Raw genomic sequence first — 23,538 nt, forward strand, 5'->3', positions numbered from 1 at the left:
CCGCCACAGCGAGCGTAGCCACAATGTAGGCAAATCCCGCCCGTGCGTTCACCCCGCGCACTTAGCTGCATGGAGGTCGCGGCGACGGATCGGCGGCGAGCGGCGACGGCAAGATCTGCCTTAAATAGCCATACTCGTCGTCACAGAAGACGCCTGGGCCTTCGCCGGCAAGTTCGGCTCGTTCCAAAAATGGCCTCGCGGCGCCGCCATCCATCAAGCGACCCGGCGCGTCGCCATCGTTATGCGCGCCCTCTCCGTCGGGGTTGGCATGGCCGCCATTATCCCACAAGGGGCGGCGGAATCGTCATTTTTGTCGCGCGACCGATTGCAGCGCCAAACTGAGCCACGTCATCAGAGAGGGCAAACCGCACCACCTCGCGCACCGCGGGATTGGCCAGGGCGGTCAGCGGATCTGCGGGCCGGCCACCCAGCATGACGTCGACCACCGCGCCGAGGTCGCCGCACGCGAGCAGCGCGGCGCGATAGGCCGCGACGAGCGCCTGATCGCGAAAGCCCGTGCCGGCGCAGATGCTCGGATCGATCGCGAGGCCAAATGGGCGCAGCTCGGCAAGCAAGGCCGACGGCAGCAAGCGTCGCAATTTTTGCGACTCGCGCTCGATCGCGCGCGCCTCGTGCCCACCGACGACGACGTCTTGAAAGACATGGAGCAGGCTGGCGAGTAATTGGGAAAACGGCTCCGGTGCGAGCGTCATCGCCAAGGCCAGCTTGGTCTGCGCGAGAAAGAGTGCGGCCGCGGCGGCTGCGCGCAATTGGCGTGGCTGCGACAGCAACTGGCGTCCGACAATAAGCACCAACGGCGAGGTGAGCACGGGGATGCACGCCAGCGGCAAGGTGTCGCTGACATAGATGTCGACCTCCGCAAAGCCGCCGCGCTCGGCAGCGTCGCCAAGCCGCTGCGCCGCCGGATCTTGACTGGTCAGGCGATCGCCGCGGGAAACGCCAAACACCCGCAGATCGGTCCCAATATGCTTGGCGAGGCGGTCCCCTGAGGCGCTAAAGATGTGGCGCAGCTCGCCGCTCATGCCTTGCGGAAACAAGGTTGGCAACAGCTCGGGCACCAGGCCGACGCTGGTATCTTCCACCGGCGCCGCATCGCCGCCTTCGAAATAGCCAACGAGCTGGCGCGCAAAGGCCGCTTCCAGCCATGCGCCTTCGGCGCCCACCCCCTCGCGCGCCTGGTGGACCCGCGCCAACGCGAGCAGCCCCGCGACGGTTGGCTGGGTCAAGGCCAGGTTGCGCAGCGCATGCGCGACGCGGTCCAGACGAACCTTGGCGGCGCCCGCATCGCCGCGCTGGTCGAAGTAACCAACCAGCGCCGCGAGCGCCTCCGCGTCGGTCGGATTGCGATCGAGCGCGGCAACCAGGGCGCGTTCCGCGCGTTTGGGATCACCCGCGGCGAGCAGCAACTGCCCCATATAGCGCAAGCACCGCGCCTGCATCAGCGGTGACGGCGACGCCTTGAGCCACCGTTCGCATGCGGCGAGCCCAATCGAGGGGTCGCCGGCCGCCTGTGCCGCGACCGCGATTTGCTCGAGCACGTGGACATCGCTCGGAGCGAACACCAAGGCCTCGCGCCAGGCGCGTAGCGCCAAGACCGCGTCGGGTCGAGCGGTCGTATAGAGCTCACCCAGTCGGCGAAAGAGCTGTGCCCGCGTGTGAGGCTCGACCTCCACGCGGACGCGCACGGCAAGAATCTTGGCGCAGTCATCGAGCTGCTCGCCCGCCCAATAAATGTCGGTGAGCCGTCGCAGGGCCTCGAGATCGTTGGGTGCAATCGCCCGCAATGCCTCCCAATGCGCGGTCGCCTGCAGGCGCGCCTCGGGCTGGGCAAGGCCGTCATGGTGGCGCGCGAGCTCGCGATGCAGCGTCGCGACCATCGCGGGGTTTTGCTCGTGCGCGACGTGCTCGGCCCAAAAAGCCGCGCGCTTGTCATCATCGCCCTGCGCCGCGAGGATCGCCATTAAGCGCACGCCGACGTCGCGATTGCGCGGCGCGTGGGCGTACGCGGCGCGCAGCAATTTATGCGCCGCCGATAAATCGGGTGCTGCCTTGCGATCCATCTCGATGACCGCGGCGAGGTGCCAGGCGTGCGCGGCCGCGACGGCGTCACGCACGGCCACCGCCTCGCAACGCGCGGCCTCGCCTGCATCGTCCCAGTTGCCTTGCAAGATGGCGGCGCGCAGCCAACCCGTGGCCGCGGCGCGATATAGTGGCACCGTCGCCAGCGCGTTGCGAAAATGCGCCGTGGCGAGCTGATACTCGCCCAGATCGAGCAGCGTCTCGGCGCTGCGGGTAAGGAACGCCGCGCCGAGCATGGGCTCGCCACCAAAGACTTGCGAGATGCGCACTGAGATATCGGCGAGCTCGCGCGACGAGCCCTGCCGACGCAACATTGACTCGAGCAGCAGGAGGGCGCGACCGGTGCCTGGCTGCGTGATATCGGCGATCGCGGCGATCTGGCGATACAGCGGCAACATCTCGGCATCTGGTTTATTGTCGCGCTCGCCCATCGCGATCGTATCGAGCAGGACGGCGGTGCCATCGTCGCCCAGCCCAGCCTCCTTGAGCATTTCTTGGCGAAGCAACCACGCATCGCCGCCGCGGCCCGCGACGAGATACGCCACCTCCACCCCGCGCCAACTCGCGTGGCTGGCAGATTTCGCGAGAATCGCCGCCTCGTGCGCGGCCAACGCGCCGACCGGATCTCGGACAATTTCGATGAGCACCTCCGCAAGCAGCTCAAACGCGGGCCCGGCGTTCGCCCCCGCGAAGCCCTCCGCGTGTCGCCGCACCTCCGCCACCACCGGCAAAGCAACCTGCGTGCCGTCGGCTAGGGCGGCGGCGTGGGCCAAGGTCGCCAAGGCAAACGGATGGCCCGGCCTTCCTGCCAACGCGCGTGCGAGCGAGGCAAACGTGGTTGTTGGATCGCCTGCGCGCAAGGCCTCATCGGCGGCGCGCAAGGCGACGACAAACCCATCCTGGCCGCCCGCGTCGGCGAGCACCGTGCGTGGCCGAGCCGGCGAGTCGGCCGCGCCGGCAGCGACCTGAAGCATGCGCGCATAGGGTGCCGCTTGCGCCGTCAACGATGTGCGCTCGCGCGTCGCGACCTGCCCGTCGCGCTCCAACCACACCACGGCGCGGGCGCGCTGCCACCACAGCGACCACGACGCGGTGGCGGCCTCATCGTGTATCGCCTCCCAGAGTTGTCGATGCGACGAGGCGGCCGGCCCGGCTCCCAACTTGGCAATAGCGCCAAGCCATGACGCATAGCTACGAGGTTCACCAAGCGGCAAGTCGGTGGCGCCGCCGCGGTGACGTTGCAGCGCATCGTAGGCGGCATCGCCCTTGCCTAGCACCTCAGGCGCGCCCTGCCAAAATGCCAGCGCGGCCTGTTGCTCGCTGCCTAGTTGGGTCGACCAACGCGGTGCAATCGGCTCGGTGTGTTGCGACAACGGCCCGACATGGGTGGCATCGGCGTCGGACGACGAGGCGATGCCGGCGCGCAAGGCGAGCTGCGCGACATACGCGCGATGACGCGGGTCATCCAGTGCGGCCAAGGCATAGACCGCCTGTGTGACGGTCGTCTCTGCGCCGGCACTTCCAATCAGCGCGGCCGCGCAATTGGCAACAAACGGCGACGCCGGCGCCAAGGCGAGCGCCATCGCCGCCATCGTCTGCTGGGCTGCCGTCGAGACGTGGCGCGATGCCAGCTCGGCAGCGTGGCAGGCGAGCGCGGCGGCAAACGTTGGATCGCTGCCGGCTGAAATTTCTGCCAAGCGTCGCAACTCCTCAACGACGCGCGCGTGGTCGCCGAGCAACGCCGCCGCCTCGATGCGCAATAAGGCGGCGCCTGGATCACCCTGTTCGGCCGACGACGCGGCGGTGCTCAGCGCCGCAAGCGCGCGCGCGGGCTGCGCATCGAGCGTGCCGCAAGCCGCGAGCTTGCGCGCCCACGCCGCCAACGGCAGATCGACGGTGCTTTGCGAGACGCGGCCCAGCACGGCGAAGAGTTCGTCCGCGCGCCCGTCGACGAAGGCGAGCTCGGCCTCGAGCAGCGCCGCCGCCACGTCGCCAGGATGCTCCTCCACAAACTCGCCAACCGCCACCCGTGCGAGATCCTGCTCGCCCGAAACAATTAAATAATAGATGCGCAGCATGGCAACGGCGGCGCGTTCCTGCGCGCTGACGAGCTCAAGCTCAGCCTCACAATAGGCGACCGCCTCGCGCCACTGCCCCATCACGCGCGCCACCGCGCGCAGCCCGCGCAGCGCCACCAAGGAATTTGGGTCGCGCAAAAGCGACGATTCAAAATGCAGCTTGGCGCGCTCGGCATCGCCAACCCGCAGCGCTAAGCGCCCGGCCTCGCCGCGCAGCAGCAGCACGCGCGCCGGATCGGCCGAATGTGAGAGTTCCTGTTCATACGTCATGAGCAGCCGCGCGGCATCTTCTTCGAGATCGCATGCCGGGTGCGCAAGCGTTTTGGGCACCGCGCCTAAATCATCGAGCACGAGCCGTGGCAGCGCATCGCGCACGCGCCTGCGCACCGGCGGCGCGATCGGCTTTGAACCCAAGTACGTCAGCCCGGCGCCCGCGCCTGGCGGCATTTGGGTCGTTCGTCGGCGACTCACCGCGGGGAGGAGCTCTTCGTCGGCCAAGCTCGGCGAGGGCACGAGCTGGGCCGCCTCAGCTACCGGCACGGGCACCACCGCCGGCGTGGGCAGCGGAGCGGGCGCGGTGCCGCAAGGCTCGGGCCTGACCGCAGTGGCGAGGCCAGTGGCCCCGCCTTCGCGCGTTATGACATGGGTCGACCATTCACCGCTAAGCGCATACGCCTCGGTTTCAATCTCCAGTTCAGCGTAGAAATCGTCGTCGTCGTCGCCCGCTTCGAGCGGTAGGGGCGCTCCGAGTTCTGCCAAGGCGGTCGCGACATCCGCCCGCACGTCGGCAACGGCGACGACGTCGATAGCCGCGGGAACCTCGACAACGGCGGCCACGTCGGCAGCGGCGGCCACCTCGGCAACACCCGGCACTTCGTTGACGATATCCTCTTCGTCTATGGCCTCGGCATCGACCGCCGTCGACTCGCCAAACAGCGACTCACGCTCCACCTCGCCGAGACGCGCGAGCTGCGCCATCGTTAGTCGTTCGAGATCGACCTCCAGCGTTGAGGCGTCGTCGCTAACGTCGTCCATGGAAATCGCGGCGTTGTCCGCGCTCTTGGCGCCGTCGACGAGCGAATCGAACTCCTCGTCCCAGGCCGACAGCTCGCGTTCGAGATCGGTTTCCGACAGCGCGGCGAAGACGTCCTCGCCGCGCGCGGTGATCAAGGCGGATTCGTCGACGCTCTCCGCATCCGCGCCTAGCGCCTCGCGGCCGTCGAGGGGCTTGCCTTCGCTCATAGCGACGTCTCCATATGCCGCTGCTTCCACAGCTCGGAAAATTGCGCGCTAACAAACCACGGCAGCAAGCGCCGCGCAACGGGGTCTTCTTGCAGCGTTGCCGCGGTAATGTCAAAACCTTCGAGCACGCCGGCCAGATCGCCTGTTGTCACCAGCGCGATGCGCAGCGCCACCTCGGCCAGGCCGCCTTGCCATTGGCTGAGCTGCATCTGTTCATCGCCCGGCAGCGTTGCCAGCTTGGCGAACGCGGCGTCGAGCAGCGCCGTCTGCGCCTCGCTAATGCTAGACGAAAGTTGCGTCACGCGGGCATCCACCGCGCTTGCGACGCCATGGACATCAAGCCACGCGTGGCGCGTTGCCGCCGGCACCGCCATGGTAATGGCCGCCGCCTCGATCCAGCCCGCTACGTCCGCCGGCACCGAGGTGACGGCCGAGCCCAGCTGCGCCGCCGACAGGGCGAGCGCGCCCGCACAACGCGCAATGTCCGAACTTCGGACACAACGTGCAACATCTTCGCTGACGTATAAATGAATCGGCGCGCCGTCGACGACCCGACACACGCCAGGATGATCGCGCGTGACAAATACGCGGACGCTGCGCTGGGTCGCCGCCACCGCCGAGGCGAGCACCGGCCATTGCTGGGCGAGCTGCTTCATGGACACCTCGGGGCCCGCCGCCTTGTTGTAGCGCTCGCGACGCTCGGCATCGCCCGCCTGCAAAAACGTCGGCGCCAAGGCCTGCCAGATGTTGGTCAGTGGGGACGCGACCGCGGGCACATCGACGTCGTGCACGAGGGCGATCAGCGGCGGAAACCGCGCCGGCAACGGCGGCGCCGGATCGGCCTTGCTGCTCAGACAGCGCAGCACGCTCTCGCAGCGACTGGCGAGCAACAGATCGCCCCCGAGGCGCGATAAGGCGAGCAATTCCTCATACAAGGCCATGCGATGCGGATGCGATGCGAGCTGTGCCCGCGCCTCGTCCATGCGGTCGACGAGCGTCTTGGCCGGGCCCGTCACCCGCGGCGTCCCGCGCACGCTTGCCAATTCATGCACGCCCGAGACCTCGGCGGCATGCCTCGCCATGGCGGCGACGTGTTGCGTTTGCCGCGCGTTGGCGACGTCGTAGGCGAGCTGCGCCTCGGCGTGCGTTGGCGCCAGCGCGAGCGCCTGCCGCAAGTCCGCCAAGGCGCGCGCATTGTCGCCAAGGTGCCAATAGTAGCGCGCACGCTCGCACAACGTGTCAGCGAGCGGCGCCGCGATAAGGCCCGCCTCGCGATCGGCCGCCGCCTCGCCGACCTGCGCCAGTTGATTCATGCGATGGCGGAGGTGCGAAATCCCTTGTGACAGCGCATCGACGAGCTCGTCATATTCGCCAAACTCGCGCAGGAGCTCGGTCAGGCGCGCAAATTCCGCCGCATCGGGGTCGTCGATGATCAACCGCTTATAGGCGAGCGTCGCCTTGCTTAGCGACGTATCGTCCGCGCCCTCGGTATCCCATAGCGCCGCCGCCTGCCGCCACAACGCCGCGCGCGCGGCGGGTTGGCGCAAAAACGTCGCCAGCTCAAACGCCGCCGCGGCCTGAAGATCTCGCCGTCCTGTCATCAGGCCGAGCCGCCGCATCGCCTCAAGCGCGCGAATGTCGCTGCGCCGGTCGCGCAAGACCGCTTGCACCTCGGCCATGGCATCCGCGACGCGCCCAGCCGATTCAAGGGCTTCGGCGCGATCTAGGCGCCAGGCATGTTGCGATGCCGAATCGGCGGCCAGCGCCATCCGCTGCTCCAAGAGATCCGCTCGGCTCATCAGATGATCGATGGTTGCCGCACTCGGCGCGTCGGTCGGCGCCGCGGCGGAAACGCTCACGCCCATCAAGTCGGCGGCCAATACTTGGATATCGGCACGGTGCGGCGCGGCTCGGCGTGCGTGATCGAGGCGCGCCTGGGACTTGCTAAGGCTATCTTCAACCACGGCCAAGGCCGCGCGAACATGGGTTGAGGCTGCCCACACGCCGGGTTCGACCTCGGCCGCACGCGAGGCGTCGTGAAACGCGCGCGCGGTGGCATCGGCGTCGCCCTGCCTTGCGATAATGAAGGCCTTGCTCGTGCCAAGCGCGAGCCGCTGCGTTGGGGCGTGCGCATGGCGCGCCGCCTCGTCGATGCTCGCCGAAAACGTCGCCAGCTCTGGCGCCCGCGCGAGGCCCAGCCACGCCTGCGCCTCGCCGAGGCTTGCCGCCGCATCGCCGGGCGCCGATAACATCGCCAGCCGCGCCATGGCGGCGGTGCGCTCGGCCGAGTCTGACGCGAGCATCCACCATCGCTGCGCGGCAAAGCGCGGCGCGCCGGGATCCACGCCCTCGGCGGGCGCGGCGTCGGCGGCCAACGCAAAGGCCTCGCGCGCCGCGGCCGCATCGCGATTGCTCATCGCCTGCGCCCAGTTGGCAAGCAGGATCGGATCGCGCCCCGCTAGCTCGCGCAGCTGCGCGCATTCGGCCGCCGACAACAGCTCAAGCGACGCCAGGCCGGTGCGCATGGCGCCACCAACCGCCGCGGCATCGCCGGGAAACCGCAACAGGGTGTGGCCGTACTCGCGAAAGGCGCGCTCGGGATCGCCGAGATGAAATTCCAGCACCCACGCGCACTCAAGCTGCGCCGCGCGCGCCTCGTCGCCATCGAGCAACGGCATGCGCTCGCGTTGCAGGCGATAGACGTCCTGCCACAGCTCATGTCGACGTGCCATCGCCAAGGTGAGCGCATACGTCGGCGAGGCATCGCCCGCGGCCGCCGCATGGCTAATCGCCTGCTCGCACCACGCCAGCGAGGTGCGCCACGCGCCGCGCCGTTCACACACACGCGCCGCGGCGAGGCAGGCATCCATGCGACGCGCCGCCGCGGGCTCGGATTTTGCCAGCACCGCGAGCCACTCCAAGCGATCATCGGCCTGCCCCGCGAGCTCGAGGGCGACATCGTACGCCAGGCGCACGGGATCGCCCGGCTCGCTGGCCTTGGCAATCTCGCCCAGCAGCTGGCGCGCCTGCGCTTCTTCGCCAGCGAGCCGCAAAAACTCACACTGTCGCTCGCGCAAGAAACGAACGTGCGCTGGCGCATGACCTTCGCCTGTGGCAGGCGTCTCGGCCATGGCGCGACAAAACGCAGCGCCGTCGAGATACGCCGACGTGCGCGCATACAGCTCAAGGGCGCGCAAAATCGCAGGCATGTAACCCGGTGCCGCCGCAACGGCTTGCCTAAGCCACCCCAACGCCTCGTGCCCATCGCCAGGCTCGCTCGCGCGTTCAAGCGTTTCGGCGGCGCAGGTCCACATAAAGGCCGCCGCCTGGCCGTCATTAAACTCGCTCGCCAAGATGTGGCCAAGGCGTGCCTGGGCGCGCGCGGCCAACGCGTCGTCGCCAGCCAGGAGAGCCTCACGCTCGCGCAACAAGGCGATCGTCGCCGCGCCGCTTGGCGCGATGCCACTGGAGTCTAACGAGGCCAGCAGCTCGCTCGCTTGATCTATCTTGCCGCCGCGAATCAACGCGTCGACGCGCCGCAGGCCAAGCGCAAGCAGCTTGCCCGGATCGGATTCCGACGCCTGCCACGACGCCATGACGTCGGCAAGTTCGGCATACTTGCCCGTGCGCTCGGCGGCGACCGACAGCTCCTCGAGCAGCAGCAATTCGGTGGGTGCCAGCGCGAGGGCTTGTTGCAAGTAGTCCCACGCCTGACCGTGCTCGCCTTGCGCCTGCGCGAGCTGCGCCTGGCGACGACGGACGGCGGCCAGCTCGGTGGGACGGCCAGACGCATCGCCGGTCGTGCTTGCGAGCGCGGCCTGCAATGTCTTGGCCCGCGCGCCCAACGCTTGCGCCAGCCGTCCGGCATCGCCTGAAAGCTCGGCCAACCGAACCGCGAGACGGGCGATGCCATCGGCGTCCTGGTCGGCGGCCGCTACCTGCGCGCCGAGATAGTCGAAGGCGTCGCGCGCGGCGTTCGCGCGCGACGGCGCGGCGCCATCGCCGTCCGCCATCGCAAGCATCGCGTGCGCAACGTCGGTCCAGTACGCGACGCGGCGACCGGGCACGCCGCATTCGTGCGCAAGCTCGGTCCACAGCGCGACCCGCTCCTGCGCTGACATGGACGGCAACGCAACGCGCTCGAGGTGCAGCAAGGCGCTCAGCGGCGCCTCCGCTAAATCTGCGCACGCGCGATACGCGGCCGCCGCGTCCGCCGCGTCCGCCGTCAGGCCTTGGCGTTCACAAACGATGCCGCGTTCGAGCAAGAGCTCGGCACGGCGTTCGACCCGTTCGGCGTGCGCTAGCTCGGCATCGATGAGCTTCTGCAAATTCGCCCACAACCCGCGGCGATAGAACAAGCGGCGGATCGCCCACAGATTGGGCGCAAAGCGCGATTCCGCGGCCAACGCGCGGCCATACGACTTGATCGCGCGCGCCTCATCGACCAGCCAGCGCTCGTAGAGCTCGCCCAATTCATACGCCAACATGGCGATTTCATCGGCGGACGACGCGCGGTCGAGCTCGGCCAGCATTTCCTCGGCGCGGCGCTCAAGCAGTTGATGCGACGGGTCGGTGATGAGGTGTTCGAGAATGGTCGGCGCATCAAACGTGAGATCCCATGTGGTTTCCGCCGCCGCCGCGAGCGGTTGCTCAGGCGCAGGTTCCAGCGCGGGCAACGGTTGCTCAAATTCCGCTCCGGCCGCAAAGCCACCCGGCCCCACCGCCGCTTTGGGTGCGAGCAGATCGGCTTGATCGTCATCTTCCACGGCCGCGCGCTGGGCGCTGTTTGACATGGCCTGCTTGGGCGCGACCAACGCTGGCTCGGAATCGCGCGCGGGTGGTCGCGGACGAAACGGAGGCGGCTTGGACGTACGTCCGTCGTTGGCCATAGACTTGTTTATTATCGCGAGGATCGAAAGCAGGAGCTATGCGCGCGGCGCGCTTTTGTTTGCCATGCGACAGGCCTACGTGTGGGCATGCATGCGACCTGCGCCCTGTGCTAGGGTGCCGCGGTGCGTGCGTTCATCTTGGGTCGTGACTCACTTAGCTTGGCTGAGATCGCACGCGTGGCGCGCCACAACGCACCCGTCGAAATTGCCGGTGACGCTACGGCGCGCATGATCGCCTCGCGGAGGCTGATCGACGACATCGTCGCGGGCGGCGATGCGGCGGAGGCCGTTTACGGCGTCAACACGGGCTTTGGTGCCTTAGCCGAGGTGCGCATCAACGCCGCCGATCTGGTCGCCTTGCAACAAAACCTCGTGCGTTCGCATGCGGCAGGCGTCGGCGAGCCGCTGCCGACCGACGTAACTCGCGCCATGATGTTGCTACGTGCCGCGGTGTTGGCCACGGGTCGCAGCGGCGCGCGGCCCTTAGTGTGCGAGCTGCTCGTCGCCATGCTCAATCGCGGCGTGCATCCGCTGATCCCGCGCCGGGGCTCCGTCGGCGCCTCGGGCGATCTCGCACCGCTGGCGCACCTCGCGCTCGCGATGATCGGCGAAGGCGAGGCGCAATTGGGTGGCGTCACTATGCCGGCCGTCGCCGCCCTCGCCAAGTCGGGCCTTGCCCCGCTGCAACTTGCTGCTAAGGAAGGCCTGACCCTGCTCAATGGCACCCAGCTTATGACCGCGGTCGGCGCGCTGGCGCTGCACGATGCACTCGCCCTATGTGAGCTCGCCGATATCGCCGGCGCGATGTCGCTTGAGGCGCTGATGGGCACGGTGCGCGCCTTTGACGCGCGCGTCGTAGCAGCTCGTCCGCATTCCGGACAAGTTGTGGTCGGCGCGCATTTGCGCGCGTTGCTCGCCGATAGCCCCCTGGCTGCCGCGCATGTCGAATGCGGCAAGGTGCAAGATCCGTATTCGCTGCGCTGCATGCCGCAGGTGCACGGCGCGTCGCGCGACATGCTGGCGTATGCCACGGGCGTGCTCACCACCGAGGCAGGCAGCTCGACCGACAACCCACTGGTATTTGTAAATGCTGACGGCAGCGGCGAAATGATCTCCGGCGGCAATTTTCACGGCCAGCCCGTGGCCATCGCGCTTGACGCAGCGACCATCGCCGTGGCCGAGCTCGCGAATATCAGCGAGCGGCGCGTCGAGCAACTAGTCAATCCGCAGCTCTCTAGCGGGTTACCGCCCTTTTTGGCGCCCCAGAGCGGCCTGAACTCCGGCTTTATGATTGCGCAGGTCACCGCCGCCGCGCTGGTCAGCGAAAACAAGATTCTCGCCCACCCTGCCTCGGTCGATTCCATTCCTTCGTCGGCGAGCCGCGAAGATCACGTGTCGATGGGCGCCGCCGCCGCGCTCAAGTTTGCCCAAGTATGCGATCACGTCGAAACAGGGCTGGCTATTGAGCTGCTCGTCGCCGCGCAAGGCCTAGACCTCCGGCGCCCGCTGCGCAGCACCGCGCCGCTGGAGGCCGTGCATGCGGTGATTCGCGGCCGCGTGCCGCCGATGTTTACCGACCGCGTGATCGCGACCGATATTGTAGCGATCAAGCAACTTATGCGCGATGGCAGCTTGCTCGAGGCGGCACAGGGCTCCTTGAATTCTTAAATATGTCTGACATGCAAGATACTTGTTCGGCATATTAACTATTGCTGAAACCTGCGCTACCGTGGCGCCATGTGGTGTCTTTTGGCCAATCTGCTCAGTACCGGCGTCTTTATCGCCGCGCTGTTTTCAGGCGCATGTGACGGCGCGCCACCGACGACGAACCCCGCTTGCAATCCGCTCGCGGAGAATCACTGCCTAACGCCCTGGCCGTCATCCTATTTTGAAACTGGCGATGCCGCGACGGCCACCGGCAAACGCTTAGCCCTCTCCGCCGAGGTTCTCCCCACGACCTTGCTCGGCGAGGCGACCAACCCCGCGTCGTGGAACCGCGCCGATGGGTTTTCTGCCGCCGCGCCGATGGTCATGTCGTTTAGCCAAGGCGTTAGTTCCCTAGGCCTCATTGGCCACGACAACATGGATGCCAGCATCACCGATGCCAGTCCCACAACTTTACTCGATCTCACCACAGGCCAACGCGTGATGCATTTCGCCGAGGTGGATGCCGGGGCCCCCAGCGCCGCCGAGCGCGCCCTGCTCATCCGCCCATCCCAACGACTCACGCCCGGTCATCGGTACGCGGTGGCGCTGAGGCGCTCGCTGCGCGATGATACGGGGGCGCCACTGCCGCGATCAACGGCGTTTGAGGCCGTGCTCGCCGGCGATGTCGACGCCGGTGGCACCCTGACCGCAGCCTATGCGGCGCAGCTGCAAACCACCATCGACGCCGTCGTAGCCACTGGCATCCCCAAAGATGAACTCCTGCTAGCGTGGGATTTTACGGTGGCCTCAGACGACTTCGTGCGCCGCGATCTCTTGTCGGCGCGCGATCAAGCGCTGGCGGCGCTCGCGAGCACGCCCCAGACCTACGAAATTACCGAAACCTTTGCCACCGAACCACCACTTGACCTAATCGTAGATGGCTGGTTCGATGCGCCACTATTTTTAACCAATGGCGGCGCCTTCGACCAAACCACCGTGCTTGCACGCGGGACCGACAATACACCGGCGTACGGCGGCATGTACCGCATCCCATTTACGGCGGTGGTGCCAACCTGCGCAAAAACCGCCAAGGCACCGGTCGGCATCATCGTATTTGGCCACGGACTCATGGGCCTCGCCTCTGAGGCGCGTGCCTCGGCGATGCGCGCCACCGCGCCCGCGCTGTGCATGGTCGTCGTTGCGACCGATTGGCGTGGCATGTCAACGCGCGACATTGCCTCGGTCGCGATCACGCTCAATAACATTGGCCTTGGGGACGCCGTGTTCGATGTCCTGACCCAAGGCATCGTGAATCCAATCGCGTTGACTCACATCGCCAAGGAGGTGTGGCCGGCCACGCTTTTTGCCCACGATCATGACAACGATGCAGCGACGCCCAACATCTCTTTCGTCGACCCGAGCAAAATGTACTTTTACGGGCTTTCGCAGGGCCATGTGCTCGGCACCGCAGCCGTTGCTTACAACCCATTTATTTCGCGCGCGGTGCTTGGCGTAGGCGGCGGCAATTTTTCATTGATCCTTGAGCGCTCAACCGATTGGCCGGCGTATCGAGATCTCATGGCGGGCGCCTATCCAAGCGCGCTCGATCGCACGCTCATCATCAACTTGCTGCAACAGCGCTGGGATCGCAGCGAGACCGCGGGCGTCGCCAACGACGTCTTGGCCGGCACGGCATTTGGCCATGGCCCCAAGCAGATTCTACTGCACATGGCGCTCGGCGACGACCAGCTGCCCAACCTCGCAACCGAGTGGCAGGCGCGAACGATGAATATACCCGTTTTGACGCCATCGCCCGCGACGCCATGGGGGCTCTCCGAGCTAGCGGATGGCCAAGGTGCCGGCGCCAGCGCCATGGCCATCTATGATAATGGAGCCGCGCCGCCGCCAGCCACCAATATCCCGGCGCCCGATACCAACGCGCACTACGCGACGCGCACCCAGCCCGCCGCATGGCGGCAAATGGCGGAGTTCTTTGCCACCGGCGTCATTGCCAATCATTGCCAAGGCCCATGCCTTTGCGCCACCGGCGCGTGTGATTAGAGGCAGGGCGTGCGATCCGCTATAGCGCCGTCGGCTATGACGAAACCGCGCAACTCACGTTTGTGACCCCAGAGAGATTCGAACTCAAGTTCCCGGCTTGAGGGCCAGTGTCCTAGACCGCTAGACGATGGGGCCAGCGAATTAATAGGCTAGCGCGCGATGACCGCGCCTGTCAACGCGCGCAAAACCGAAAGCAAACGAATTCGCGTGCCGCGCTTAGGCGCCTCCTTTCGTACATGCCGCAGGTCGGCTATAAACCTGCGATGACCACGCCGACGCCGCCGGACGCGTTTCTCGATAGCCAGCCGCGCAAGGTGAAGGCCGCGCACGGAAGCGCCCTGTCATGCCAAGGCTGGGTGCAAGAGGCCGCGCTGCGCATGCTGCACAACAACCTCGATCCCGACGTCGCCGAACGCCCCGACGATCTGGTGGTTTACGGCGGCACCGGCAAGGCGGCGCGCTCGTGGCGCGACTTTGACATTATCAGCCGCGAGCTGCGCGCGCTGCCAAACGATCACACGCTGCTGGTGCAATCGGGCCGCGCGGTCGGCGTTTTTCGCACTCACGACGAAGCGCCGCGCGTGCTCATTGCCAACTCCAACCTCGTGCCGCATTGGGCAAATTGGGAGACGTTTCGCGCGCTCGAGGCGCAGGGCCTCACCATGTACGGCCAGATGACCGCGGGCTCGTGGATCTACATCGGCACGCAAGGGATTTTGCAGGGCACGTATGAAACCTTCGCGGCGGCGGCGAAGGTGCACTACGGCGAAGGCGCCACGCTGCGCGGCAAGTGGGTGCTCACCGCGGGGCTTGGCGGCATGGGCGGCGCGCAACCGCTCGCGGTCACGCTCGCCGGCGGCGTGAGCCTCAATATTGAAATTGATCCGTGGCGCATCCAGCGCCGCCTTGAGACGCGTTATCTCGACGAGGTCGCCGACTCGCTCGACGACGCGCTGCGCCGGGTTGATACCTATTGTGGGCGCGGCGAGGCGCGCTCGATTGGCCTGTGCGGCAATGCGGCCGACGTGCTCGCGGACGTCGTCAGGCGCGGCGTCGTGCCGGATCTTGTTACCGATCAGACCTCGGCGCACGATCCGCTAGTTGGCTACATTCCGCAGGGATTGACGCTGGCAGAGGCGGCTGAGCTGCGCACCAGCAATCCCACCGACTACGTCGCCCGCGCCCGCGCGAGCATGGCTAACCACGTCACGTCGATGTTGGCGCTTAAAGCCAAAGGCGCCCACGTCTTTGATTACGGCAACAACTTGCGTGCGCAGGCGCAAATCGCCGGCGTCAGCAACGCCTTTGATTACCCCGGCTTTGTCCCCGCTTATATTCGCTCGCAATTTTGCGAAGGCCGCGGGCCGTTTCGCTGGGCCGCGCTGTCGGGCGATCCTGCCGACATCGCGGTCACCGATGCCGCGCTCGCCGCGCTGCTGCCAAACAACGCCGGCCTGCAGACCTGGCTTGGCTTTGCCAAGGAGCGCGTGGCGTTCCAAGGGCTGCCGGCGCGTATCTGTTGGCTTGGCTATGGCGAGCGCGAGCAGGCGGGGCTTTTATTTAACGACCTCGTGCGCACCGGCAAGGTCAAGGCACCCATTGTGATTGGCCGCGACCATCTCGACTGCGGCTCGGTCGCGTCACCCAACCGCGAAACCGAGGCGATGAAAGACGGCTCCGACGCCATTGCCGACTGGGCCATTCTCAACGCGCTGGTCAATACCGCCGCGGGCGCCTCATGGGTGTCATTTCACCACGGCGGCGGCGTCGGCATTGGTTACTCGCTGCACGCCGGCATGGTGATCGTGGCCGACGGTACCGAGCGCCAAGATCGCTGCCTGTCGCGCGTGCTCACCTGCGACCCCGGCATGGGCGTCATCCGCCACGCCGACGCCGGCTACGACGAGGCCATTGCCACCGCCACCACCAAGGGCGTCGCGATCCCGCTGCGGCGGTGACGTGTGGTAAACCGCTGCCTATATGCAGCCAATGCAACGCCTCCTGATATCGACCGTCGCGGCAGCTGCGATCACACACTGGGCGCCATCACCATTGTCCGCTAGCCCCGCCGACCTAATTGGCCTCGATGCGCGCGACGTTGGGCAGGCAGTGCCGATTGCAACGGCGACGACGCCGAGCGGCGCAACCCTCAACGCGCCAGCGATGCTGGTTCGCCTGGCCGACCAGCTCAGCATTAGCATTATCGCGTCGGGCGGCGGCAACTTGGTGAAGCGCCATGCGCGTCCCGCGGGCTATGACATCGACGACAGCATTTATAGCGCGCGGGCGAGCGATCCCAATGTTCGACTGACGGCGCTCGCCACCGCGGATTTGCCAACCGGCAGCCGCACCACCAACCTCGACGAAGAACTCATGCTCGTCATCACCAACGTGCGCCGCGTTGCTGACTGGGCCAGCGTGGGCGTCGTGCTCGCGGTGCCCATCGCGTCGCAAATCGCGCCGTCGACCTTTTATGCCGACGAGCGCGAGGCGTATTTTTCTAACTCGGTGCACTTGGCGCTGCTGCAAGACGATCGCAACACTTCAGTGATCGCGTTTGGCGCTGGGTTTGCCGTCACGCCGGCGCTGTCGTTGGGGCTGGGCGCGCAATTGCTTGTCGGCGCCGCACCCACGGCGAGCGTCTATGTGCCCAATGCACTCGAGCCCGCAGTCAACGATAGCAATACCACGCTGGCGCTTGCGCCTTCGGTGGTGCCGGTGGCGAGCGCGCAATACGACCTTACGCCGTCGCTTGCCGTCCTCGGCTCGTTGCGCCTGCGCAGCGCGCAAAAAGTCCGCGGCGCGACGCAGATTCGCCTGTGGGCCCCCTCCGACAATCCCATCGCGCTTTCGTCGCAAGATCTCCGCTACGACCTCGACTCGCAACCGTTGCGCGGCGCGCTCGGACTGCGCTATGCGCAAGGCAACCTCACGTTCGCGGCCGAAGGCGTTATGCGTCGCGGCGCCGATTTTCGCGACCAACACGGCGAGGCGCCACTCATCCCCTTTCGCAATAGTTGGGAGCTCGGCGCGCACGCTACGGCGCAGGCCCTGGGAAGCACCATCGACGCCGGCGTGCGCTATGTTCGCTCCCCGGTGCCGGCACAGGTAGGCCGCGAAAACCACGCCGACGCCGACCGCGTGATCATAGGCACTGCGGTCACCCGCGTCATGGCTCGCGGCAAGGTGGTCGCCTCGCTCGGGCTGGCCGCCCACCGCGTGCGCCATCGCCGCGAAACCAAAGACCTAGCGGCCCTGGTCGACGAGTACCCCGATAGCATCGATATTAGCAACGATCCGATCGCCGCTTCGGCGGGTCTTCAGACCAACAATCCCGGCTTTCCGGGGTATACCGTGGGCGGATGGATCGGCGCCCTAGCGCTAACCATTACGGTGACCCCATGAAACACATCAAAACCACCAAGTTTTTTCTCGCGCTCACGCTGGCAGCGACCACCATGTCCGCCGCCTGCGGCACCACCGATGACGCGCCGGCTGCGCCTGACGCGCCGCCCGTGACCAACCCGATTCCCGACAATCCAACCGGCGGCGATGCCATCGGCTCGTGGGCGATGCGACGCATTTACTCCGCCAACGCGCAAGTGCCCGTGGTCGGCGTGGTGACGACAACATCGATTTCATTCTCCAAGCTTACGGTCACCGCCGATGGCACCGCCCGCACCGGCACGGATGACCTTTGCGACATCGTGCTTGAGTCGTCGAGTTCGCTCGCCACGCCGTCGCTAATACCGGCGTACATCGCTAGCATGCCTAGCGAGGTCGCCACCGGCGCGCTCGTCGACGGCGCGCTCACTTTGACGCCGCCGCCAAGCATCCAGGGCGCCGTGCTGGTCAACCCCGCGACGGACGCGCTGCCAACCACGGCCAGTGACGCGCGCGTGCAAGACCAAGATAACGACGGACTGCCCGGCATAACGGTGAACTTGCAAGTCACCGGCCTTGGCGCGCAGAAGCTCTATATCGTGCAGCGGCTGGTCGCATCGTGGGTCGCCGACACCGTCGGTACCAATCGCATCGAGGGTCTGGTCGACGTCGACGCCTACGATCAGGTGACCATCGGCGCTTCGAATTCGCTATTCGATTCGGACTCGCCCGTCGTCCTCAACGAGAACGGCAACTCCTTTACCATGGTGCGCGTCGACGCCGGGTTTACCTGTGCAGATCTCAACGCCGCCGGCGAAGCCGATTTATTCGGCGACCGCTAGCAAGCGCGCAAAGGCGCTTGGTGCTTAAGTTGAAGGCCACTCGCCTTAACTCAAATTAATGCCCGCTGCGTACTCGCCTCTCCATGTCAGGCCGATAGGCCACGACGCGATAGCCCTCACACCCAGCGTGTTAACGCCAGGACACACCGCGCTGAGGTCTTGATGAAGGCGGCGACCCGACGCGCATTCACGCCAATTGGCACGCCGGTTGCTCTTACGCTGGCCCGATGATCAAACACATTAAAATTAGTCCCTTCTCGTATCTAATCCTTAGCGCGGCGATCTCGGTCGCAGGGTGCAACAACGACGGCGACGGCATCGATGGCTCGCGTACCATCTCGTCGCTGACCGCCGACGAAATCGTCGAGATGTGCGAAAGCTACCAGCTCTCTACGACGCAGATCGAAGGCGGCAAGAAGCTCGGCTGCTTCATTAACTTGCTAGAGGCCGAGGCGTGCACCGAGGAAGCGCTCGCAGACTGCGTCGCTGACAGCGATGTGGAGCTGGAAACCTGTGAGCCGCCAACGGCCGGAGAACTCGCCGATTTTGCCGATTGCGAAGCCACCGTCGCCCAGATGCAGGCTTGCCAGAATGGCTATGGCGATATCCTAGAAGACGTCGCGAGCTTTACCTGCGCCGACGCCGAGTCAGAAGGCCTCGATCTTTCACAACCTGCCGCTTGCGCCGTGGTGGCCGAGCTATGCCCCGAACTGTTTGGCGACGACGCGCCCGCCGAGTAAACGGCGTTGGCCCAGGGCCGGCAGCGATTTGCCTTCGCGCAGGCCGCCTGCGATAGTGCTGGCATGATTCGCAGAATCGAAGGCGCCCGCGCGCTCACCGGGCTCGCACCGGGCGGCCAGCTAGAACTCATTGACGACGCAGTGATCGTTGCGCAGGGCGGCGCCATCGCGTGGATCGGCCCGCAGGCGGCGTGTCCGCCCGCGTTTCAAATCGAGGCGTTGCGCGGCAGTGGCGAGGTTGTCGAGTATATCGACGTTGGGGGCCGCTTGGTGACGCCGGCGCTCGTGGACTGCCACACGCACGCCATCTTCGCCGGCTGGCGTGCCGAGGAATTCGCTCGGCGCACTGCCGGGGCGAGCTACGCGGAAATTGCCGCGGCTGGCGGCGGCATAGCGGCGACCCTGCGCGCGACGCGGCAGGCGAGCGACGAATTGCTCCTCGCCTCGCTCGTCGCCCGCGCTGACCATGCGTGGGCGGGTGGCGTCGGCACGCTCGAAGTGAAGAGCGGCTACGATCTCTCCATCGCCGGCGAATTGCGATTGCTGCGCATCATCGCCAAGGCCGCGGCCGTGGCCAAGCCGACGTTGGTCCCGACCCTGCTCGCGCACATCGTGCCGCCCGAGGTCGTGGCCGGAGGCGCATCGGCGCGCGAGGCGTATGTCGCCGCGTTTTGCAATGAGCTCATCCCCGAGGTGGCACGGCAACGCCTCGCCACCAGCGTCGATGTCTATTGCGACCAGGGCGCCTTCACGTGCGATGAGGCGCAGCGCATCTGGCGCGCGGCGAGCGATGCGGGGCTTGGCGTGCGCGGCCACGTCGGGCAATTTGCCGAACTCGGCGGCGCGGCGCTGCTGGCCGAACTCGGCGCGCGCTCGGCTGATCACCTTGAACACGTAGACGCTAGCGCCGCGCGCGCGATGGCGGAGCGTGGCGTCATCGCCGTCATGCTGCCAAGCGCCTGCATTGCGCTCGGCCAGGCGCCGCCGCCCGTTGCCATGCTGCGCGACGCCGGCGTCAAGTTTGCGATTGCCACCGACTTCAATCCCGGCACCAGCCCGACCCAATCGCTATCTCTCAACATGTGGCTGGCGATGAGCCACTTTAAACTAACACTCGCCGAGACCTGGCTTGGCGTCACCGCGCACGCCGCGGCCGCGCTGGGCCTTGCCGATCGCGGCACGCTCGCCGTGGGCGCCCGCGCCGACCTCGCCGTGTGGCCATGCCAATCGCCGGAAGAAGTACCGTATCGCTGCGGCGACCTAAAGCCTACGTTGTACGGACACCAGGGTCACTCTCGCCCCCCAATTATCCATTAATTTCAAGATATTAGACCAGGTGCTGCGTTGTCACGTTTGCTCGAACGTGATCACGCAGTACGGTAGTTAACCACCTGAAATAGCAGTTGAATTTCGGGTCAAGAGTGACCCTGATCCTAGGCCGCGCGTATGCGACCTTCGGCACGTGCGGATGTCAAGAGCAGCGCCATGCGCGCGTTCATCTTGGCCTCGGCGCGCGCGGTTGGATGATCGTAGCCGAGCAGATGGCAGAGGCCGTGTGCGGCTAAGTGCTCGACCTCGTGCAAAAAGCCGCCGCGCGAGCGCGCCTTGGCCTGCGCCTTGGCAATCGGCAGGCATATGATCACGTCACCGAGCTCGCCACCCACGAGATGGCCGCCAACTCCCTCGCGCACGGCGAAGGCGAGGACGTCGGTCGGCTTATCCTTGGCGCGATAGTCGCGATTGAGCTGCCAAATCGTCGCCTCGTCGGTGAGGCGAAACGACGCCTCGCACGCCCCCTGCGCTGCCGCCAGCGCCGCTGCCGAAACCATGCGCGCGCAGGTTCGCCGCAGCCGCTGCGCTTCGCCGGGGCGCAGCATCGTTCGCACGCTGGCATCGACGATGAAGGAAATCACCAGATTTAGCCCTGCCCGCCACCGAGGCAGCGCCAAACCTCGCCGTCGACAAACGCCGACAACAACTCGCGATCGATCGCTTGCCGCGTCGCCTCGTCGCGTAAAATAGCCAGCGCCTTCTCTAGCGGCACCGCTTTTTTGTACGGGCGGTCACTCGCGGTCAGTGCATCAAAAATATCGCACACCGCCATCATGCGCGAGCCCACAGGAATCGCGTCGCCGACCAGGCCAAACGGATACCCGGTGCCGTTGATTTTTTCGTGATGACCCACCGCCAGCGCCGGCACGCCGCGCAGCGCCTTGCTCCACGGGATGATCTTTAAGAATTCATACGAGTGCACGACATGCGAGTTGATCTCGTCGCGCTCGGCATCGGTGAGCGACCCTTTGGACACGGAGAGCGCGCCGAGCTCGCCCGGCGTAAGCAACGGCAACGACGAATCGTCAGATAATGAGATGGTGCGATTTCCCAGGTGCGACAGGGTGTCGGCGACGGCCTGCGGCAAGAGATTTGGCTCATTAGCCGCGACCACGGCCTCCCAGATGCGCATCAGCTCGGCCTTGGATTCGCGGAATTCGGCATCGCCAGCCAGCGCTTCGGCGACGCCGCGGCCATCGCGCTGATGCCACAGGCGCTTGAGGGTGTCGAGCTCGTACTGCCGCAGCAAGAGGTCCAGCTTGAGCTTGACCGCCGCCAGCTCATGCGGAAACAGCTTCTTGGCCTTGGTCAAGATGTGCTCGCGCACGCCGACCTTGCCAAAGTCATGCAAGAGCGCGGCGTACTCGAGCTCGACCAGCATGTCGGTCGAGAACTCCACCTCGGCCAACGCGCCCGTGGTTTGCGCGCTCACGGCCTTAGCCAGGCCGACCGTCAGCAAGGCGACGCGCTCGGAGTGGCCCGAGGTGGTTGGGTCCCGCGCTTCGATCGCCTTGACGCAGGCCTGGACAAAGCCGCGAAACAGCGACTGGACCTCGCTATAGAGCAAGGTGTTCTCGAGCGCGAGCCCCGCCTGGTCGGCCAACGCGGAGGCGACCGCAATATCATCGGCAGAAAAGGGCCTAACATCGCGACTAAATGCGGCCTCACCAACCAAGCCGTCGACGCCCGACGCCTTGCGATTAATGAGCTGAATGACGCCAATGGTTTCGCCGCGCGCCGAGATCATCGGCACGGCGAGCATCGAGCGCGTTTGATAATTGTTGCGCGTGTCAAACGAACGATCGTGGTGAAAGCCCCACGGATTGTTGCCCTGCCCCGGCGCGTCCAGTTGATAAAGATCGTCGATCGCGATCACGGTCTGCCGCAGCGCACAGGCGCCGACCACCGACGTCTCGGTCAAGGGCAGCAGCATCCCTGCCACCGCGACCTCGCGCGAATCGTTTTGCGCCACCGCAAAGCGCAGCTTGCGCGCCTCGCGCTCGCCCTCCACGACAAAAATAGAGCCCGCATCGGCAAACGTCGCGGCGCGCGCCCGCTGCAGCACTTGCTCCAGCACCGGCACCAACTCGCGCTCGTGCGCCACGGCTTTCACGGTCGCAAAGCTATCGGTAGATTTTGCGGTCATGACGGCCCCTTCTCCTACTCGCTGGCTGGTACCTTTGCCGCCAGCGGCCCGTGGCGCTCTTCGCTGCGCTGGCGATCGCGCGCGTCATAGGCGCGAATCAGCGAGGCGACCAGTGGATGCCTCACGACATCGGCATCGCCAAACTGCACATGACCAATGCCGCGAATATCGCGCACCAGGTGCAAGGCATCGCGCAGACCGGATAATTGGCCACGCGGCAAATCGGTTTGCGTGATGTCGCCGGTGACGACCGCCTTGGAGCCAAAGCCCAGACGCGTAAGGAACATCTTCATTTGTTCGGGCGTGGTGTTTTGCGCCTCATCTAAGATGACAAAGCTGTCGTTGAGCGTGCGGCCTCGCATAAACGCCAGCGGCGCGATCTCGATGGTGCCGTCGGCCAAGAAACGCTGCGCCTTTTCCGGATCGAGCATGTCGCCGAGGGCATCGAGCAGTGGCCGCACGTACGGATTCACTTTTTCTTCGAGCGTGCCCGGTAAAAAACCGAGCCGCTCGCCCGCCTCCACCGCCGGCCGCGTCAACACGACGCGGCGTACGTGTTGATCGAGCAAGGCGCGAATGGCGACCGCAACCGCGAGATACGTCTTGCCGGTGCCCGCCGGGCCGGTGGCAAACACCATGTCGTTTTCGCGCACCAGCTCGACGTAGCGCTGCTGCGATGGCCCCTTGGCAACGATAGGTCGCCCTGACCGCGGAATCAGAATGGTCTCGCCGCGGCCACCTGCGCCCCCCGGCGCCGCTGCCTCGCCGGTGACGCCGCCGACGTTGCCCAAGGCGCGAATAATATCGTCGGTGGCGAGCGGCTGGCCCTTTAGCGCTAGGCGATACAAATGCTCAAGCGCGTCTTTGATCGCGTCGACCTTGTCCGCCGGCGCCTCGACGGTGATTTCGTTGCCGCGCATGTGGAGCGCCACCCCGAGCGTGCGCTCGATGAGCTTGAGGCGCGCGTTGCCGCTGCCGCACAGCGCCTGCAACGCCTCGGCGTCGGCAAACGAGACCTTTTCGCGACGCATTGAGATGGCGGCCATAGAACGAGTTCCGGCTCCATGATACACGCAG

The 23,538-nt window shown here is 66.2% G+C and carries 13 protein-coding genes; 7 read left to right on the forward strand and 6 right to left on the reverse strand.

Annotated features, from left to right (window positions below):
* Positions 1-61: 61 nt before the first annotated feature.
* The 3 genes from IPL79_06000 to IPL79_06010 are packed head-to-tail and all read right to left on the reverse strand — an operon-like array spanning position 62 to position 10,309.
* The gene (locus tag IPL79_06000) at positions 62-289 is read right to left on the reverse strand and encodes a hypothetical protein (protein ID MBK9070538.1); all 228 of its coding nucleotides are present in this window, start codon (positions 287-289) and stop codon (positions 62-64) included.
* Entirely contained in the window at positions 279-5,420 is a 5,142-nt protein-coding gene (locus tag IPL79_06005; GenBank protein MBK9070539.1) for a hypothetical protein, read from the reverse strand. The genes IPL79_06000 and IPL79_06005 overlap by 11 nt, the downstream gene beginning before the upstream one ends.
* Positions 5,417-10,309, reverse strand: coding sequence for a hypothetical protein (locus IPL79_06010; protein MBK9070540.1), 4,893 nt, complete (start codon positions 10,307-10,309; stop codon positions 5,417-5,419). The genes IPL79_06005 and IPL79_06010 overlap by 4 nt, the downstream gene beginning before the upstream one ends.
* A 123-nt stretch (positions 10,310-10,432) precedes the next feature.
* On the opposite strand from IPL79_06010, the gene hutH reads away from it, so the two are divergent.
* The 7 genes from hutH (at position 10,433) to hutI (ending at position 20,300) form a co-directional block, all read left to right on the forward strand.
* Positions 10,433-11,977, forward strand: a complete 1,545-nt coding sequence (hutH, locus tag IPL79_06015; protein ID MBK9070541.1) for a histidine ammonia-lyase — start codon at positions 10,433-10,435, stop codon at positions 11,975-11,977.
* 69 nt (positions 11,978-12,046) lie between these two features.
* Complete coding sequence (locus tag IPL79_06020) at positions 12,047-14,017, forward strand: hypothetical protein (protein MBK9070542.1); 1,971 nt, start codon at positions 12,047-12,049, stop codon at positions 14,015-14,017.
* 263 nt (positions 14,018-14,280) lie between these two features.
* A complete protein-coding gene (gene hutU, locus IPL79_06025) occupies positions 14,281-15,975 on the forward strand; it encodes a urocanate hydratase (protein ID MBK9070543.1) in 1,695 nt (564 codons plus the stop codon).
* A 31-nt stretch (positions 15,976-16,006) separates the two neighbouring features.
* The gene (locus IPL79_06030) at positions 16,007-17,422 is read left to right on the forward strand and encodes a hypothetical protein (protein MBK9070544.1); all 1,416 of its coding nucleotides are present in this window, start codon (positions 16,007-16,009) and stop codon (positions 17,420-17,422) included.
* The gene (locus IPL79_06035) at positions 17,419-18,243 is read left to right on the forward strand and encodes a hypothetical protein (protein MBK9070545.1); all 825 of its coding nucleotides are present in this window, start codon (positions 17,419-17,421) and stop codon (positions 18,241-18,243) included. The genes IPL79_06030 and IPL79_06035 overlap by 4 nt, the downstream gene beginning before the upstream one ends.
* A gap of 227 nt (positions 18,244-18,470) precedes the next feature.
* On the forward strand, positions 18,471-18,983 hold the full coding sequence (locus IPL79_06040; GenBank protein ID MBK9070546.1) for a hypothetical protein: 513 nt from the start codon (positions 18,471-18,473) through the stop codon (positions 18,981-18,983).
* A 63-nt stretch (positions 18,984-19,046) separates the two neighbouring features.
* Positions 19,047-20,300: an imidazolonepropionase gene (hutI, locus tag IPL79_06045; protein MBK9070547.1), complete on the forward strand. Its 1,254-nt coding sequence runs from the start codon at positions 19,047-19,049 to the stop codon at positions 20,298-20,300.
* 116 nt (positions 20,301-20,416) lie between these two features.
* Here hutI and ybeY read toward each other — a convergent pair whose 3' ends face one another.
* From ybeY to IPL79_06060, 3 genes are read right to left on the reverse strand one after another with little or no spacing between them, the layout of a single operon-like run.
* Positions 20,417-20,896, reverse strand: a complete 480-nt coding sequence (gene ybeY / locus IPL79_06050; GenBank protein ID MBK9070548.1) for an rRNA maturation RNase YbeY — start codon at positions 20,894-20,896, stop codon at positions 20,417-20,419.
* A 5-nt stretch (positions 20,897-20,901) separates the two neighbouring features.
* Complete coding sequence (locus IPL79_06055) at positions 20,902-22,461, reverse strand: GAF domain-containing protein (protein ID MBK9070549.1); 1,560 nt, start codon at positions 22,459-22,461, stop codon at positions 20,902-20,904.
* Between the two features lie 14 nt (positions 22,462-22,475).
* A complete protein-coding gene (locus IPL79_06060) occupies positions 22,476-23,492 on the reverse strand; it encodes a PhoH family protein (GenBank protein MBK9070550.1) in 1,017 nt (338 codons plus the stop codon).
* Positions 23,493-23,538: the final 46 nt, after the last annotated feature.

It is taken from the genome of Myxococcales bacterium (assembly GCA_016716835.1).
GTDB lineage: Bacteria > Myxococcota_A > Polyangia > Haliangiales > Haliangiaceae > JADJUW01.

Bases quoted from the DNA above. Each gene is read 5' to 3' on its own strand.
- IPL79_06005 (MBK9070539.1), bottom strand. From the start codon at position 5,420: ATGAGCGAAGGCAAGCCCCTCGACGGCCGCGAGGCGCTAGGCGCGGAT.
- IPL79_06010 (MBK9070540.1), bottom strand. From the start codon at position 10,309: ATGGCCAACGACGGACGTACGTCCAAGCCGCCTCCGTTTCGTCCGCGA.
- IPL79_06020 (MBK9070542.1), top strand. From the start codon at position 12,047: ATGTGGTGTCTTTTGGCCAATCTGCTCAGTACCGGCGTCTTTATCGCC.
- hutU (MBK9070543.1), top strand. From the start codon at position 14,281: ATGACCACGCCGACGCCGCCGGACGCGTTTCTCGATAGCCAGCCGCGC.
- IPL79_06030 (MBK9070544.1), top strand. From the start codon at position 16,007: ATGCAACGCCTCCTGATATCGACCGTCGCGGCAGCTGCGATCACACAC.
- IPL79_06035 (MBK9070545.1), top strand. From the start codon at position 17,419: ATGAAACACATCAAAACCACCAAGTTTTTTCTCGCGCTCACGCTGGCA.
- IPL79_06040 (MBK9070546.1), top strand. From the start codon at position 18,471: ATGATCAAACACATTAAAATTAGTCCCTTCTCGTATCTAATCCTTAGC.
- hutI (MBK9070547.1), top strand. From the start codon at position 19,047: ATGATTCGCAGAATCGAAGGCGCCCGCGCGCTCACCGGGCTCGCACCG.
- IPL79_06055 (MBK9070549.1), bottom strand. From the start codon at position 22,461: ATGACCGCAAAATCTACCGATAGCTTTGCGACCGTGAAAGCCGTGGCG.
- IPL79_06060 (MBK9070550.1), bottom strand. From the start codon at position 23,492: ATGCGTCGCGAAAAGGTCTCGTTTGCCGACGCCGAGGCGTTGCAGGCG.